The organism is Nitrosomonas sp. ANs5 (assembly GCF_050584665.1).
In the GTDB taxonomy this organism is placed as follows: domain Bacteria; phylum Pseudomonadota; class Gammaproteobacteria; order Burkholderiales; family Nitrosomonadaceae; genus Nitrosomonas.
Map to the genome: position 1 here is coordinate 18711 of NZ_JBEUDO010000028.1, position 17810 is coordinate 36520.

Consider the following 17810-nt stretch of genomic DNA (forward strand, 5'->3'; position numbering starts at 1 on the left):
CTGTTACCAGAAGGCCAGGCCGACTGTTGATTATCAACTTACAGCCAATATGCGTTTGCTCTGGACAATTTCAAGTCTGCCAGCTCAAATCCGATCCAAATTTCCCACCGCTCACTTCCCTTTCATGAGCGCTCTGCGATATTCCTCAAGCTTGGCATGATAATCCTGTGCATCCCCATATTCCATAAATCTGGCGTAGCGGGAGTGCGTGTCTAGGAGTTTGCGGGCATGCTTGATAGGGCAAAAATACTGCTCGGTTCTCGCAATAATCTCCCTCACATAGGTAACCAGACCATTCGCATATTCGCAATAGGTACAATGAAACTTCTCTATGGAATTCAGGTAATTAAGGTATTTCCTATCGAATACGATATAGTCTGAACGACGCACTTTCTGAATACCGTAAATCGGAAAGCAGGTCGCCTGATATAAGCTGACACAGAAATCGGCAATCAGCAATGGAACAATCATGGCATAGATAATGGGCCCGGTTATCAGATTTTGCGGACGATTGACAACAAGCCAACGAAAAAAATTTGTCTTAAGACGCTGATGCGCTTCCCTAATCGATTGCTCGAATTTAATTCGCTTTCCTTGGATCTGAAAAACGATCGAGGATTGCTGTTCGTTCAGAGCCGCTCGTAACTCATCTTCCAACACAGTAATTTGTGCGAGTAATTGACTGATTCGTTCATTCACAACTGGTTTTTTCCTGCTTTGATTCGATTGATCGTATGCAGCTGCGCCTCGTCCTCATCCAAGGATATTCGTCTGCAACTTGGCCGTGCAGATCTCAAGCCGAATCCAGCCAGTCCTTGCCGATCAGAAAATCGGTATAGAGTTTGGATTCCGGACTGCCTGGCTGGGGCGACCAGTCGTAACGCCATTTAACAATAGGAGGCAAAGACATCAAAATAGATTCGGTCCGGCCGCCCGACTGTAAACCGAAGAGCGTACCGCGATCCCACACCAAGTTGAATTCCACATATCGACCGCGCCGGTAAGCCTGGAAATCCCGCTCTCGTTCGCCATAGGGTGTTTCATACCGCTTCTGCAAAATTGGCACGTAAGCAGGCAAGAAATGATCGCCCACGCTTTTCGTCAAATCAAAGCAAGTCGTAAAATCCGGCTGATTCAGATCATCAAAAAATATGCCTCCGATACCACGCGGTTCCTTGCGATGTTTGAGATAGAAATACTCATCACACCATTTCTTGAAACGTGGGTAATACGCTTCTCCTGATGGCTGGAGCGCATCCCGGCAGACTTGATGAAAATGCTCTGCATCCTCCTCATAACCATAATAAGGCGTCAGATCCATCCCGCCCCCAAACCACCAGACAGGCTCGGCACCCTCCTTGGTCGCTTCGAAAAATCTGACATTCATATGCACGGTCGGTGCATAAGGATTACGCGGATGCAGCACCAGTGAGACCCCGGTTGCCTCAAACGCCCTGCCGGCCAGTTCGGGCCGAGCGGCAGTCGCCGAGGCAGGCAGACCGCTGCCGTAAACATGAGAAAAATTGACGCCCCCCCGTTCCAGCACATGGCCTTCCTCGATCACACAACTTGCCCCCCCGCCCCCTTCCGGCCGATCCCAAGTATCGCGACGAAACGATTTACCATCCACTCGTTCCAGCTCACTCACGATCCGGTTCTGCAGTCCGAGCAAATATTCTTTGACTTGTGCGGTATTCATAATCCTCCTGGTTGACTCCGATACAATATTGACATTAGCTAGATTCTCGCCCCATTTTACCTGCATGCATTGGAATTTGACACGCTCATCAGCGTAGCAAACAACGCTGCCAGCCCATCTTCTCACTTTTGCTTATGTTAGACTTCACTTCTCGATTTACCAAGGATTAGGAATGTCTGGCAATACACTCGGAAAATTATTTTGTGTGACGTCATTTGGCGAATCACACGGCCCCGCCATTGGTTGTATCGTCGATGGATGCCCGCCTGGCTTGCAATTATCCACCGAATATATTCAGTCGGAACTCGATCGGCGCAAACCCGGCACGTCACGTCATGTCACGCAGCGGCGTGAAGCAGACCGGGTTGAGATCCTCTCAGGCGTATTCGAGGGCACAACGACTGGCACCCCCATCGCACTCCTGATACGCAACGAAGACCAACGCAGCAAGGATTACAGCAAGATCATGGATACCTTCCGGCCAGGTCATGCCGATTATACCTATTGGCAGAAATATGGCATCCGTGACTACCGTGGTGGCGGACGTGCCTCTGCACGCGAAACGGCTGTCCGGGTCGCAGCGGCAGCGATCGCCAAAAAATGGTTGCACGAGCGTTATGGTATTGTGATCCGGGGTTACATGGCGCAGCTTGGTCCCGTCGTCATCCCTTTTGAACGCTGGGATGATGTCAATCAGAATCCTTTCTTTGCCGCGAACAACGACTATGTCCCGCAACTGGAAGCATTCATGGATAGTTTACGCAAGTCGGGCGATTCGATCGGCGCCAAAATCAGCGTGGTTGCGGAAGGCGTGCCGGTCGGCTGGGGCGAACCGGTCTATGACCGGCTGGATGCCGAAATCGCTTATGCGATGATGAGCATCAATGCCGTGAAAGGTGTTGAGATCGGAGCCGGTTTTGGCTGCGTCACACAGAAAGGCACCGAACATTCGGATGAAATCACGCCGGATGGTTTCCTGAGCAATCATGCCGGCGGCATTTTGGGCGGAATCTCAACTGGCCAGCCGTTGGTGGTCAATGTGGCGATCAAGCCGACCTCCAGCATCCGCCTGGAGCGGCGTTCGATCGATAAAGCAGGTAATCCGGCCATCGTCCAGACACATGGCCGTCACGATCCCTGCGTCGGCATCCGCGCGACACCCATCGTGGAAGCCATGCTGGCCATCGTTTTAATGGATCATGCACTACGTCATCGCGCCCAGAACGCTGATGTCGTAGCGACCACACCCCGCATACCAGGCGATTATACCGGCCAGCCCGAGCAGGATAAGTCATCTTCCCCATCTGTTATCACAGAAGACCCTGAGCCCGAAGAAACCTCATGACCTGCGGCCCAGCCCACGAATTCCCGCTCAGGCCGGCGCAGGCGCGCCGCTGGCGGGATCTCCGGCTGGATAAATGCTGAGAAATTGCTGTGCCATGTCCTGCGGTGACGGCGCTCGCATGTTTCACTCAATCTGCCGGGTATTCCCCGCTGGCGGAATGGAATCTCCTCAAGCAGGCGGTTAGGAGGCTGTCCGAGAATAGCGATCGTAGCGAGGGCGAGGCTGGTTGAGTTGGATTTTTCGATCATTTGAAGCGAATAGTCGTTCTATTTAACGAAAAGGATCGTAAAATCCGGCCAATCAGGCTCGTCCGCAGTAGATTAGCTTACAAATGAAATCGATGGATTCGCCTGCCAGGCTAGGCGCAAACCGCAGTCATAGCCGTAGCTATGGCGAGGATTTGCAACAACGCATGACAGGCGAAGGCGCGATTTCATGTAAGCGTTTTGGCGGAACGGAGTACTAGTTTACGCGCTGCCGGGAAAAATCTCGCAAGCGAAATCCCAGCAACCCCAAGCAAGAAAAATAAACCACCGCACCCAATAATACGATCCCCCCCAATCGTAATGCGCGCTCCGCAGCGCTGGCAGCAAGCCACTCGGCACTGCTGCCGGCAGCCAATCCGACCACTCCGCCCATCACTGCCAATGCGATCAAGATTTTCATCATAAACACTCCCCAGCCGGGCTGGGGTTGATAAATGCCATGAACGCGCAGTTTATGATAGAGCAGTCCCGAATTCAGGCATGCGCCCAATCCTATGGCCAAGGCCAGGCCAGCATGCTGCAATGGAATAATGAAGGCCAAGTTCATCAGCTGGGTGGCCGCAAGGGTTATGACTGCGATCTTGACTGGTGTTTTGATGTTCTGCCGGGCATAAAAACCCGGTGCCAGAACTTTGACCAGTATCAACCCGAGCAAACCGATGCTATACGCCATTAACGCTTGCCGCGTCATCCAGACATCTTCAGTTGTGAAAGCGCCATAATAAAACAGGGTCGTGATCAAGGGTGTCGCCAGTAGCGCCAGTGCCATGGCAGCCGGCAAAGTCAACAAAAAAGTCAGGCGCAAGCCCCAGTCGAGCAAACGTGAGAACGCCTCCGGGCTATGCTGGGCATAATGACGCGAAAGAGAAGGCAGAATCACCGTCCCAAGCGCCACACCCAGCAAGCCGGCCGGAAATTCCATCAAACGATCCGCATAATAAAGCCAGGAAACGCTGCCAGTCACCAAGAGCGAGGCAAAGATGGTATTGATCAGCATGCTGACCTGCCCGATCGATACGCCGAATACGGCGGGCCCCATCAAACTGAGCACCCGCCATGCACCGCTGTTCCGGAAATTGAAACGTAATCGTGGCATTTTTTTGAGGTGCAGCAGAAAAGGGATCTGGAACGCCAGCTGAAGAATGCCCCCGATAAACACCGCCCAGGCCAGGGCCAGCACTGGCATATCCATCACCGGTGAGAGCCATAGGGCGCATCCTATGAATGAAAGATTCAGCAAAACCGGGGTAAAAGCGGGTATGGAAAAATAACTGTAAGTGTTGAGAATGCCGCCGGCCAATGCGACCAGTGAAATAAACAAAATATAGGGAAAAGTGATCTGCAGCAATTCGACCGTCAATGAAAACTTGTCCGGATCGGCAGAAAAACCGGGCGCACTGATGTAAATAATTACAGGCGCGGCGATAATGCCTAGCAAGGTGATAGCAAATAACGCCATGCCCAACAGGGTCGCGACATGATCGATCAGCTCACGTGTTTGCTCGTCCGTACGGTTATTCTTGTATTCTGACAGAATGGGTACAAACGCCTGGGAAAAGGCACCTTCTGCAAACAAGCGGCGCAATAAGTTAGGAATGCGGAATGCAACAAAGAAAGCATCGGTGGCCATGCCTGCGCCAAATATCCTTGCAATCATCAAATCCCGGACAAACCCCAGAATACGTGAAATCAGTGTCATGCCACTGATGGTGGCAAGCGCCTTGAGCAGGTTCAATTATCCAAGATCCTTCAGTTGATCGCTGCCTGGCATAACCAAAAGGCTGCAATGATAAGAATAAATTGCGATTTTATAAGCTTCCAAAGCATAGACTGTCTGCATATGAACGGCCGTATCGCCGCACGGGGCATGCCACAAATTGGCGCACAGGATCCGCTCTGAGAATCCGGGCGATTATCCCGGATTTCATAGCCCATCGCCACTCATTGATTGCAGCGATTTCATAATAAGCATGGGACGACTGCAGCAGAGCTATGCCTTGCGCCGCAGCCAGAAAAGGCACACTCCGGTTTATCCAACTGAAAGCCGGGGTTAAAGGATCATCCTTATTGGATAAAGCAGACACTGCATCTCGAGGCGAGACCTATTGTCCGGAAGAACACTCAAGCCTGGGCTAACGGGAATCTGCCGGACTTGAGATAAATCAACTATAGCAATGGAAGTGGACAGGCAAGTTATAGTTTCAATTTTGACATCTACGCACGGCGATCTTGCCGGCACGCGCATATGCCTCAAATCCGGCAGAGGCCCTCAGGAGAGAAATCGAACATATTTCTTTTGGTGATAGTAAACCAAATGAAGCAGACCATGGCACCTATCAGGCAGCACACTGTTGCTTGGTCTTGGATTTCAGCGAGCTTTGCTTGGTCTTGCCTGCGCGTGATGGCACATGGCAAAGGCCGCAGACATGGTTGGACTGGATGTCCAGGCTATGCACCAAAAAAAGACCGTTGCATTTGACACAAGGCGTCACTGACAAAACATTGCTTTCGATGAAACGTATCAGCGTCCAGGCGCGTGTAAAACTCAGCACGCGCTGTAATTGATTGACCTGAACATGCTCCAGGTAAAGCTGATAACTCTTGATGATGGCATCTATATCATGAACGCTCGCATATTGCACCAGATAATTATAGATATTGACGAACAATGAGGAATGCATGTTGGGTTGCCAGCCCATAAACCAATCCTCCGAATAGGGCAACATGCCTTTCGGTGGCGAAACGCCTCTGACCTCCTTGTACAATTTCACGAGCCGTTCACGGCTGAGAGTGGTCGACGCTTCCAGAACCTGCAACCTGGCGCCCAGTTTAACAAGTTCGGTTGCCAGCTGGATTTGCTTGCCTTCGGATAAAATACTTTTTACTCGCATAACCCTTCTCCCGTTGTCATCAGAATTAGGAAACAGTATCGGCAGGCTGACCTGCCATAAGAATCGCAGCATGGGATTGCGTCAAAGCTGGGTCCTGCTTATGGTTCGTCAGTATTTCTGCGATCAGGCTATCCTCGAATCGGAATCGGCACAACAACGTATTGGATCCTGCCATTTTTAACAACTGACTCGTGGTCAGCTTGTCTAAAATATCCGCCACATCTTCATTGATCCCCAAACGATACATTGCCGCCGCCTTATCCTCGCGCAGCATATGCTGTGCCAGCAGCAAGTAACCAAGATTGACTTCCCTGATTTCGTCGAGAATTTGATTCGTCTTCATGCTGATACTCCCCTATTGTATTGAGCCAAACCGGATTGGTAGATATGTTAGGTGCATTCTTAACCCTGGCGCGTAGGGAGTAAAGGGCAACACTGCCAAATAAACAGTAGGAATAGAACCGGTTTGCTTGTAGGAAAAACGCCTACAAGCAAACCAATAAGACTTAAAAGAGATTGTTTCTTCGAAACTTTTTGACATGCCGAGACAGCCGATGCCACCGTCTGTCTGCCTGCGGCGACGCTAAAATAGCGGGATTACATAGGAAAAATAGGACAAAAAATCGATTATTTCGATCACATTGAAATAATTCAACTTTTCTTGAACGAATCCCATACCGATCCATTGCTGCCCGAAATTTTCATGCAGCGACACATTCTACTGCCTGCTGCATGGCATACTGTCACCAGAACAGAAGCAGGACATCCCCCTATTTCCACTTACAGTGCCGCCATCAAGACCATACAGGGCAGAAAATCAGGGGACATTCAAATTAACGGGCGTTTGACCAGAAAACAATTCACCTCTCGATCGCATACGACTTGACCCTCACAGACTTCCATTCAGTTTGATAGAATCCCTTGTACCGGCTTATCCTGCCAGGATATCAACAAGTTGCAACAAAAAGGAGAAACAACTTGCCGCTCGGCGTGATCCAAAACCGCTTTGTCCTCGAAGCCATCGCAATTTTCTTCACTGGACTCCTATTGACTGCCTGGGCGGGGTATGCAACCCATCAACATGAGGCGGCGCACCAGCGTGACGAAGCCCTTATTGTGGCCAGCAATCACGCTACTTTTGTGCGCCTGAACATACATCAGGCGCTGACCGCCACCAGCGCACTGGCGGCACTGGTGCGCCAAGGTAACGGTACGGTACCCGATTTCAATGCAGTAGGACGAGAAATCATGGTGCTTTATCCGGGCATTGGTGCCGTTCAGCTTGCGCCAGACGGTATTGTGCAAAGCAGCTATCCGTTAGCCGGCAATGAACCAGCAATTGGGCACAACCTGCTCGCCGACCCCGGCCGAAACCAGGAAGCTTTCCTTGCGCGTGAGAGCAAGACACTCACACTCGCAGGCCCCTTCAATCTGATTCAGGGTGGTCTCGGCGCAGTCGGACGCCATCCGGTGTTTCTGCCGAACGAAAACGGTGAAACACATTTCTGGGGATTCACCAATGTCCTAATCCGCTTTCCGCAAATCCTGGAAACGGCCAACCTCAATGGTTTGGCACAACGCGGTTATCACTATGCCCTCTGGCGTATTCACCCTGACACAGGTGACCGCCAGATTATCGCTACCAATACTGAACTGGAATTACTGAATGATCCAGTCGAAATCGAAGTGCCGGTACCGAATGGTAAGTGGATACTGAGCGCCAGTCCGGCCACAGGCTGGGGCGCGCCCACAACGGCCATGCTAATCGGTCTTGCCGGGACTTTGATCAGTCTGCTGGCCGCACAATTCTATGCCAATACGCGTCAACAACTGATGCTGCACCAGGCTGTCATTCGCCGCACCCGGGATTTGGCGGCGAGCGAAGCGCGTTATCACGAATTATTCAACCGTTCCCGCGATGCCTTGATGACATTGGCACCACCGGCATGGCAGTTCACCGATGCCAATCAGGCTGCCCTGGATCTTTTCGGGGTGCAGCACATCAACGAATTCACCAGGCTTGGACCATGGCAACTCTCACCGGCACATCAACCCGATGGACAATTATCAAGTGACAAAGCGCTTGAAGAGATCACCAAGGCTGTCCGGGCAGGCTCAAATTTTTTCGATTGGGAGCACCAGCGATTGAATGGCCAACGCTTCCTCGCCGAAGTGCATCTGACTCAAATCGTTGCCGGCAAACAAACCTTTCTTCAGGCAAGCGTGCGGGATATCTCCGATCGCAAAGCAGCCCAGCGCGCAGCTGCGCGCCTTTCGGAATATCTGGCACTGATGTCCAAACTGTCAACGGAATTGATCGATTTGCCGCTGGAACATATCGACGATGCGATTCATGCAGCACTCGAGCAGATCAGCCATTTTTTTACCGCAGACCGGGCCTATGTTTTCACTTATGATTTTGTCACTCGAACCACCTCGAACACGCACGAGTGGTGCGCACCCGGCGTATCCCCACAAAAAGATAAACTCCAGCATATCCCACTTGGCCAGATTCCTGAGTGGATCAGTCCACATTTACAGGGCAATCCACTATTTATCCAGAATGTCGCCGATCTGCCACCTAGCGCCCTGCGAAATATCCTGCAAGCACAGAAAATCGAAAGCCTATTAACGGCACCGCTGATGCGCGGTAGCGATTGCCTCGGGTTTGTCGGGCTTGATGCGGTCCATTCGCGTTTGGCATTTGGGCCGGAGGAAGCCGAGCTACTCGGCACATTTGCCAAGCTGCTGGTCAGCGTCGAGCAACGCCGGCATGCCGAAAACGAAGTCAGAAAAGAACGCCAGCGCCTGGCTGATATCCTGTGGGGAACTCACGCCGGCACCTGGGAATGGAATCTTCAGACGAATGAAGTGCATTTAAATTCACGCTGGGCCGAGGTCATTGGCTATACACTGGATGCACTTGGCCCGGTCACCGGCAAACCCTGGCTTGCGCACACACATCCCGATGATCTCGCGCCTATCGACCAGGCGCTGCACATGCATTTCCACGGCGAAATGGAAACCTTCGAATGCGAGGCGCGCGTGCGCCACAAGCAGGGCCATTGGGTCTGGGTGCTCGATCGAGGCAGAGTAATCAGCCGAACACCGGATGGCAAGCCTCTATGGATGTCCGGCACACGCCTCGATATTACCGCCCGCAAGCATACCGAGGAGGCCCTGAAAGAAAGTGCTCATCAACTCAGCGAGGCCCAGCATATCGCCCGAATCGGTAGCTGGAAACTGGATTTTGTCCAGGATAAACTGTTCTGGTCTGACGAGATTTTCCACATCTTCGAAATAGACAAGACACATTTCGGCGCCAGTTACCAGGCCTTTATCAACGCCGTCCATCCCGATGACCGGGAAACAGTCAAGACAGCCTATAGCCACTCGCTGCAGACCCGCGAACCCTACGAGCTCACGTACCGCCTGCTCATGAAAGATGGTCGAATCAAATATGTCCACGAGCAATGTGAAACCCACTTCGATGCCGGAGGCCACCCATTATGCTCCGCGGGCACGGTTCAAGACGTAACTGAACAGCATCTGGTCGAACAAGCCCTGGCCGCGCTCGCCACCACACTTGCGCCCCTCACTGGCAACGCTTTTTTTGAAGCCGTGAGCCGGCACCTCATCGAAGCGCTGGGGCTGGACTACGCCTTTGTGGGACAGCTGAACCCAACCCGGGATGGTGTCCATCTCATCGCAGGCTGGGCGCAAAATCAGTCCATGACACCTTTTTTCTATGAACTGACCGATACCCCCTGCGCCAGGGTCATGGAACATGGCTACCAAATCCACCCAGTCAATGTTCAGGCCCTGTTCCCGGAAGACGAACTGCTGGTCCAAATGAACATTGAGTCCTATATCGGCAGCGCACTGTTTGACAAGCAATATCAGCCGATGGGCATCCTGGTTGCTCTGGGTACTCGCCCGCTTCAGCAACCGGAATTGGCCAAACATTTGCTTGAAGTCTTCGACGATCGTGTGAGTGCAGAAATTTTTCGTGAGCAGGCCGAGAAAAACTTGCGTATCAATGAAGAAAAATTTCGTGCCCTGGTCGAAACCACCAACGACTGGATCTGGGAAGTGGACATCCATGGCCGTTACACTTACGTCAGCCCGCAAATCGAATCCCTGCTGGGCTACACACCGGAAGAGGTTCTGGGAAAAACACCCTTCGACTTCATGCCGAAGGAGGAAGCGGCATCTATCCGTCGCGCGTTTCATACCATTGCATCGGAAAGCAGGCCATTCCAGAATATGGAAAATTTCAATCTACACAAAAATGGCAGCCTGGTCGTGCTGGAAACCAATGGCATGCCCATTCTTGATGAAAACCGGAAGTTGATCGGCTACCGGGGGATAGATCGCGATATCACTCTGCGCAAACAAGTCGAGCAGCAACTACGCCAGGCTGCAAGCGTATTCGATCATACCCACGAAGGCATCATGATCACTGACCCGAGCGGCAAAATTGTCGATGTCAACGGGGCTTTTTCCCGCATTACCGGTTTCTCGCGTGACGAAGTGTTAGGAAAAACCCCGCGCATCCTCAGGTCAAATCGGCAAGGCCACGCCTTCTATGTCGCCATGTGGCATGATCTGAAGCAGAAAGGCTACTGGGCCAGTGAAATCTGGAACCGGCGCAAGGATGGTTCATTCTACGCACAATATGAGACCATCAGCGCAATCTACGACACCAAGGGTGAAATCAGCCGTTATGTCAGCCTGTTCTCGGACATCACTCAGCTCAAGGAGCAACACCACAGGCTTGAGCGCATCGCTCACTACGACGCACTCACCGACTTGCCCAATCGTGTATTGCTGGCCGACCGTCTGCGCCAGGCCATGACCCTGGCGCAACGTCATGCCACCCTGCTGGCTGTGGTCTATCTTGATCTCGACAGCTTCAAGGCAGTCAACGACTCACACGGACATGATATGGGCGACAAGCTGCTCACATTGGTATCGGGCCGCATGAAGCAGGCGCTACGTCAAGGCGATACGCTGGCGCGCCTGGGGGGCGACGAATTCGTCGCGGTACTGCTCGATCTGCATCACAACGACGCGAGCATACCGATTCTTGAACGGCTACTGGCTGCAGCGGCTGAACCGGTGTATATCAATGGTCATACACTGCGCGTCTCGGCCAGCATGGGTGTCAGTTTCTTCCCGCAGACAGGGGATACGGTAGATGCCGATCAACTATTGCGGCAAGCCGATCAAGCCATGTATGAAGCCAAACAAGCCGGTAAAAACCGATATCATATTTTTGATGCCGCACATGATCAGGCCGTGCGGGGGCGCCACGAAACCCTCGGGCGCATTCGCCAGGCATTGGGATATGGAGAGCTTGTGCTCTATTATCAGCCCAAGGTTAATATGCACAGTGGACAAATCATCGGTGCCGAGGCACTGATCCGCTGGCAGCATCCGGAACACGGCCTGCGATTGCCGGCAGAATTTTTACCCGTCATCCAGACTGATACACTTTGCATCGAAATCGGTGATTGGGTACTGGAAACGGCAGCCGAACAAATTGAAATCTGGCGACGTGCTGGTTTGGTACTTCCGGTCAGCATCAACGTCGATGGCCTGCAATTCACACAATCCGATTTCATGGACAAGCTGCGACAATGCCTGGTCCGCCACCCGCATGTACAACCCGGCGACTTGGAACTGGAAATTCTGGAAACCAGTGCCCTGGAAGACGTTACCCGAATTGGTGAAATTATCGTGGCTTGCCAGGAAATTGGCGTCGGCGTTGCGCTGGATGATTTTGGCACGGGTTATTCGACACTCACCTATTTAAAGCGCCTGCCCGCGCAGCTTCTCAAGATAGATCAGAGCTTTGTACGCGGTATGCTCGATGATCCCGACGACCTGACCATCCTCGAAGGCGTACTCGGCCTGGCCAACGCTTTCCGGCGAAAAACCATTGCCGAGGGTGTCGAGACAGCAGCACATGGCGCGATGTTGCTATCACTCGGTTGTCACCTGGCACAAGGCAACGGTATCGCGCGCCCAATGCCGGCCGCAGCCATCCCGGATTGGATCGCCAATTGGCGCCCCGACCCGGTCTGGTCAAAGTGCCCGCGCATCAATAGCGACAACCTGCCAGTACTGATCTCGATGGTCGAGCTGCGCGCCTGGGTCATGGCATTGCGTGCCTATTTGCGCGATGCTGACAATATCGCGCCCCCTCTGGATCCCCACAAGTGCCGCTTCGGCCGCTGGCTGGATAATATCGGCCGTGCACGCTACGCAAACCATCCGTCACTCACGCAGATTCTAGCGCTTCACGATCACATCCATGACAAAGCCAACGAACTGGTCAATCTCAAACAAGCGGGCCACACCCATACCACACAGCATCTCAGCGAAATCGAAACGCTGCGCGACACACTGCTAACCGAAATGGAACAGTTACTCTAGTCAGATGCCGCGCGAGACGCCAGCCACAGTTGCAATTACGCATTCAAACGGCTTCAGTAAGTTCTCCCGGCTGGGGCGTATATTGACACACCCTATTCCCACCATGTCACTGCGGATTATCAGTTTTACAATCGGCGCGCTCCAGCACGCCAAATTCATTCAGCAGCACGCCATCTCCCGGCTGGAATGAAGGTGGGCGCTGCTCGGTTACGGTGTAGTGGCCGCCATCAGGCAGGGTGAGATGAATTCTGAAATAAACCGTTTCTTCGATATTTTTTTCCGCTGGATAGTAGCCACTGGGACCTGCCACCGTCACATCGGCAAAAAATGATTGATCACCAAACCGTCCAAAAGGGATCGCCACCATCCCCGAAATCGGAGGATTTGTGGCACGGTCAATATCGCCATAATCCGGATGCAAAAAGTGTTCTATATGACGGACCACACCACAATAACCCATCGGCGGTGGGTAGGAATAGGCAAAAATCGGCAGTACCGCACCGCTACTGATACGGTGGGAAGAAGGTCTTGCTGCCGGCTCGCTCATGCGGCCAGTATCATGGGTCGAGAGAGTGACCGCGCCACGAGATACTTGACCAGGAGGCGCTGTATTACCTGTGGATGAAGTGGCAACCGAGCGTGTCCCCGGCTGCGCACTATGCACCGCCTGGATGTAGCCTGATACGCTCACAATCAGAAACCAGCAACAACCCACGAAAGCGTTACGGAAATAATTGTTCAAGTCATCGAGCATGCGTTTCTGGCAACTGAATCTGGATTTCCCGGTTGGACGGGTCAGGCTGGAATGATGAGTACATGCTATAGCAACGGCCATCCTGCCGCTAACTTGAGGCCCCATCCGGAATCACTGAGCACCTTGGCGCACGGCAGCCCTTTGTTCAATCACACCCCTTCGTTTAATCTTCCTTGCGCAATTGCGGAAATAGGATCACATCCCGAATGCTGGGCGCATCGGTAAACAGCATGACCAGGCGATCGATACCAATACCCTCTCCTGCAGTCGGCGGCAGACCGTATTCGAGCGCATGAATATAGTCGGCATCGTAATGCATCGCTTCCATGTCGCCAGCATCCTTGGCCTGGACTTGTTCCAGGAATCGCTGTGCTTGATCCTCAGGATCATTCAATTCCGAAAACCCGTTGGCGATTTCCCGCCCGGCGATATAAAGCTCGAAGCGGTCGGTAACATCCGGGTTGTTATCATTGCGCCGTGCCAGCGGAGAGACTTCCGCCGGATAATCGACAATGAACGTCGGCGCAAACAACAGGTGTTCGGTTGTTTCATCGAACAGCGAAAGTTGCAAGCCGCCGATACCATCGTTCGGGTTGTGCTTCACCCCCAATTTCTGCAATATCGTGATCAGAAAATCGCGATCGTTGAGTTGTGCCGCGGAATACTCGGGATGGTGCGCCAGTATCGCCTGGGTAATGGTCAAACGGGAGAAAGGTTCCGCCAAGTCCATTTCACGTTGCTGGTATATGATTTGTGTAGTGCCCAGCACATGCATCGCCACCTCTCGCAGCATGGATTCAGTCAAATCCATCAGGTAATTATGATCCTGATATGCCTCATAAAACTCCAGCATGGTGAATTCGGGATTATGACGCGTCGAAATGCCTTCATTCCTGAAGTTGCGATTGATTTCAAACACCCTTTCCATACCCCCCACGACCAAACGCTTCAGATAAAGTTCGGGCGCGATACGCAAATAGAGGTCCATGTCGAGCGCGTTATGGTGCGTAATAAAGGGACGCGCCGTCGCGCCGCCCGGAATCGAGTGCATCATGGGCGTTTCAACTTCCAGATAGCTCCGTCCGACGAAAAACTCGCGCATAGCCTGAATGATTCTTGATCGCGTGATAAACACATGTCGTGTCTCCTCACTGGTAATCAGATCGAGATAGCGCTGCCGGTATTTTTGCTCCTGGTCAGTCAAGCCATGGAATTTCTCCGGGAGCGGGCGCAGCGATTTGGTCAACAGGCGCAGCTGCGTCACACGCAAAGAGAGTTCGTTGGTTTTGGTTTTGAACAATACGCCTTGCGCGCCGAGTATGTCGCCCAAATCATAGTGCTTGAACGTTTCATGAGCCGTCTCACCGGTATGGTCGTTAGAGATATAAAGCTGTATCCGGCCACTCATATCCTGGATTGCAGCAAAACTGGCCTTGCCCATGACACGCTTGAACAACATGCGCCCTGCGACTTTCACGACAATCTGCTCATTTTCCAGCGCTTCCTTGGCATAGTCATCGTACTTTTCATGCAAGCCATGGGCCAGACTGTCGCGACGATAGTCGTTCGGGAAAGCATTGCCCTGCTCGCGCAATGCAGCCAGTTTCGAGCGGCGCTCAACAATCAGGTGATTTTCATCCTGGGAACTACTGGATTGGTTTTCTTGGGTCATAGCCATCTTAATTTGGTTGTATTTTAATTAATGTACGCATTGTTCCTTTTGCTGCGAGACGCTGCCAACAAGTCGATTGCACCAAGCTGCCTGGCAAGACATGCCGTCTGCTCGATCAACGTGTATTATAATTACTTTGTTCAACCCATTCTAACAGGGTAATGAAAAACAACCGTGATGGACGGCCGCCAGCATCTATAGCATGTACCAGCTCAGCCGGCTCATCGATAGGAGACGGCTGCCGCAGCGCGTTGCCTGGTTAAGACTTTTACCCGTCTTGCAAGGCTTTCCCACTCCCTGCTAAGGTCAACTGAGAAAAATATATCCGTGAACACCATTTCGACAGCTACGCATTTCATTAAAAATATCATTGAGGAAGACAATCGCACCGGCAAATGGAACGGGCGCGTGGAGACCCGCTTCCCTCCCGAGCCAAATGGCTATTTGCATATCGGCCATGCAAAAAGCATATGCTTGAATTTTGGACTTGCACGTGAGTATGGTGGCATTTGTCATCTGCGCTTCGATGACACCAATCCCGAGAAAGAAGCACAGGAATATGTCGATGCCATCATTGAATCGGTGCGCTGGCTGGGTTTCGATTGGGGCGCGTATCTACACTATGCTTCGGATTATTTTGACAAACTGTATGAATATGCGGAATACCTGGTTACGCAAGGAAAAGCCTATGTAGACAGCCTGCCAGCAGAGGAAATACGCGTGCTGCGCGGCACTTTGACCGAGGCGGGCACAAACAGTCCCTACCGGGACCGCCCGGTTGCAGAAAACCTGGATTTGTTCCGGCGCATGCGCGCGGGCGAATTCGCGGATGGCGCGCATGTGCTGCGCGCGAAAATCGACATGGCTTCCCCCAACATCAATCTTCGTGACCCTGTCATTTACCGTATTCGCCACGTTCACCACCAGCGTACCGGCGACAAATGGTGCATTTATCCGATGTATGACTTCACCCATTGCATCTCCGATGCGCTCGAACATATCACGCATTCGCTATGCACGCTGGAGTTCGAGGATCACCGGCCGCTATACGACTGGGTGCTGGATCAACTGGCCGATAAGGTTCCTTGCCATCCGCAGCAAATCGAGTTTGCACGACTCAATCTGACCTATAGCGTCATGAGCAAACGCAAGTTAATCGATCTGGTCGCAAACGGACTGGTGGACAGCTGGAATGATCCACGCATGAATTCACTGGCAGGCCTGCGCCGGCGGGGATACACACCGGAATCGATTCGCTTGTTTGCTGAACGCATCGGCATCAGCAAGGCCGATTCGTGGATAGACTTGACCATTCTGGAAGACTGTTTGCGCGAAGATCTCAATCAACGCGCCCTGCGCCGCATCGCGGTCCTCGATCCGGTATTGCTCGTCATCGACAATTACCCGGATGATCAGGAGGAAATTTGCCATGCACCCAATCATCCGCAGCAACCCGAACTCGGCAAGCGCGAGCTGACACTGACCAAGTCTCTCTATATCGACCGCGCGGATTTTATGGAAACACCCAGCAAAGGATTTTTCCGTCTGGCACCCGGCGCGGAAGTCAGACTGCGCTACGCGTTTCTCGTCAAATGCACGCATGTAGTCAAAAACAGCCAGGGGGAAATAACCGAAATTCACTGCACTTATGATCCTGACACCAAAAGTGGCACAGCGGGTGCCGACAGCCGTAAAGTCAAAGGTAACATTCATTGGCTATCTGCCAGGCATGCACACCCGGTAGAGATCAGGCTATATGATCGTTTGTTTAATGATCCTCATCCGGATTCCGAAAACAAGGATTTCAAAGCGGCATTAAATCCCGATTCCAAACAGGTCATCACGGGTTACGTCGAGCCCGCATTGCTCGATTCGCAGCCCGAGCAACGTTTTCAATTCGAGCGCCACGGTTATTTTGTAGCAGACCGTATCGACACACGCGCGGGAAAACCGGTATTTAATCGTGCCGTATCTCTGCGCAACACTTGGGCCAAAAGTGTCTAAACCAGGAGCAAGCCAGGAATAAACGGCTATTTGTTGTCTTTGCACCCTGCCTTATCGGTGTAAGCTCTCCCACAAGCGTGCATAACACTTCAAGCGAATTGATTCCTTGTTATACTTTATGCTCTTGTCCAACAACATGAATCGAAAATATGTCACTCAAACACATTGTCATTCTGTTGATCAGCACAGGCATGGTGATGGGATGTGGGTCCATCACCAAGAATACAGAAAGCAGGCTGGCCGCCCCTTCCCAGCATCGATCTTACAGGCACGTAGTACCACAGGACATCCTCAAAGAAGATACGGACACCATCAAAGACCGGTTGTATAGTCACTACCAAGAATGGCGCGGTGTCCGTTATCGGTTGGGTGGTGCCAGCCGATCCGGCATAGACTGCTCGGCATTTGTTAAAATCATCTATGAAACGGAGTTTGGCCTCGCGCTACCGCGTACGGCCCTATCTCAGGCGGAATTGGGTGATGAAATCGATCAAGAAGAGCTTGAGGCGGGCGATCTGGTATTCTTCAAAACAGGAAGACGCTCCTGGCATGTCGGCATTTACTTGGAAAAGCGCAAATTTCTACATGTCTCCTCCAAAAAAGGGGTGACCCTGTCGCGGCTTGATAATGTCTACTGGAAATCCAGATACTGGAAGTCGGTCAGAATATAGTGCTTTCAGAAGCTGCTGGGGAACACTGGACTTGAATCGTCATTCAGCAGCCTCCGCGTACTTTTAC

At 52.2% G+C, this 17810-nt stretch carries 11 protein-coding genes; 4 read left to right on the top strand and 7 right to left on the bottom strand.

Going from position 1 to position 17810, the window contains the following annotated elements; translation table 11 throughout:
* Nucleotides 1-111 precede the first annotated feature (111 nt).
* A complete protein-coding gene (locus ABTW62_RS08330; protein ID WP_430904121.1) occupies nucleotides 112-699 on the bottom strand; it encodes a hypothetical protein in 588 nt (195 codons plus the stop codon).
* Nucleotides 700-793: 94 nt separating this feature from the next.
* Nucleotides 794-1699, bottom strand: coding sequence for an oxygen-dependent coproporphyrinogen oxidase (gene hemF, locus ABTW62_RS08335; protein WP_430904122.1), 906 nt, complete (start codon nucleotides 1697-1699; stop codon nucleotides 794-796).
* A gap of 172 nt (nucleotides 1700-1871) precedes the next feature.
* On the opposite strand from hemF, the gene aroC reads away from it, so the two are divergent.
* On the top strand, nucleotides 1872-3044 hold the full coding sequence (gene aroC, locus ABTW62_RS08340; RefSeq protein ID WP_430904123.1) for a chorismate synthase: 1173 nt from the start codon (nucleotides 1872-1874) through the stop codon (nucleotides 3042-3044).
* Nucleotides 3045-3506: 462 nt separating this feature from the next.
* On the opposite strand, the gene murJ is transcribed toward aroC, so the two are convergent.
* From murJ to flhD, 3 genes are all read right to left on the bottom strand, one after another.
* Nucleotides 3507-5045 (bottom strand): murein biosynthesis integral membrane protein MurJ, encoded by a 1539-nt coding sequence (gene murJ, locus ABTW62_RS08345; protein WP_430904124.1) that lies wholly within the window; start codon nucleotides 5043-5045, stop codon nucleotides 3507-3509.
* 601 nt (nucleotides 5046-5646) lie between these two features.
* Entirely contained in the window at nucleotides 5647-6201 is a 555-nt protein-coding gene (gene flhC / locus ABTW62_RS08350) for a flagellar transcriptional regulator FlhC (RefSeq protein WP_430904125.1), read from the bottom strand.
* Nucleotides 6202-6226: 25 nt separating this feature from the next.
* Entirely contained in the window at nucleotides 6227-6544 is a 318-nt protein-coding gene (flhD, locus tag ABTW62_RS08355) for a flagellar transcriptional regulator FlhD (RefSeq protein ID WP_430904126.1), read from the bottom strand.
* A 635-nt stretch (nucleotides 6545-7179) separates the two neighbouring features.
* Between flhD and ABTW62_RS08360 the strand changes: the two genes are divergently transcribed.
* Nucleotides 7180-12642 carry a PAS domain S-box protein gene (locus ABTW62_RS08360; protein WP_430904127.1) on the top strand — a complete coding sequence of 1821 codons (5463 nt, stop codon included), beginning with the start codon at nucleotides 7180-7182 and terminating at the stop codon, nucleotides 12640-12642.
* Between the two features lie 106 nt (nucleotides 12643-12748).
* Here ABTW62_RS08360 and ABTW62_RS08365 read toward each other — a convergent pair whose 3' ends face one another.
* Together ABTW62_RS08365 and lysS are read right to left on the bottom strand one after the other, a co-directional pair.
* A complete protein-coding gene (locus ABTW62_RS08365; protein ID WP_430904128.1) occupies nucleotides 12749-13477 on the bottom strand; it encodes a hypothetical protein in 729 nt (242 codons plus the stop codon).
* 82 nt (nucleotides 13478-13559) lie between these two features.
* The gene (gene lysS / locus ABTW62_RS08370) at nucleotides 13560-15068 is read right to left on the bottom strand and encodes a lysine--tRNA ligase (protein ID WP_430904129.1); all 1509 of its coding nucleotides are present in this window, start codon (nucleotides 15066-15068) and stop codon (nucleotides 13560-13562) included.
* Between the two features lie 327 nt (nucleotides 15069-15395).
* Here lysS and ABTW62_RS08375 point away from each other — a divergent pair, with 327 nt between their 5' ends.
* Nucleotides 15396-17072 carry a glutamine--tRNA ligase/YqeY domain fusion protein gene (locus ABTW62_RS08375; protein WP_430904130.1) on the top strand — a complete coding sequence of 559 codons (1677 nt, stop codon included), beginning with the start codon at nucleotides 15396-15398 and terminating at the stop codon, nucleotides 17070-17072.
* A gap of 149 nt (nucleotides 17073-17221) precedes the next feature.
* Nucleotides 17222-17743 (top strand): NlpC/P60 family protein, encoded by a 522-nt coding sequence (locus ABTW62_RS08380; RefSeq protein WP_430904131.1) that lies wholly within the window; start codon nucleotides 17222-17224, stop codon nucleotides 17741-17743.
* The last annotated feature ends 67 nt before the right edge of the window (nucleotides 17744-17810 follow it).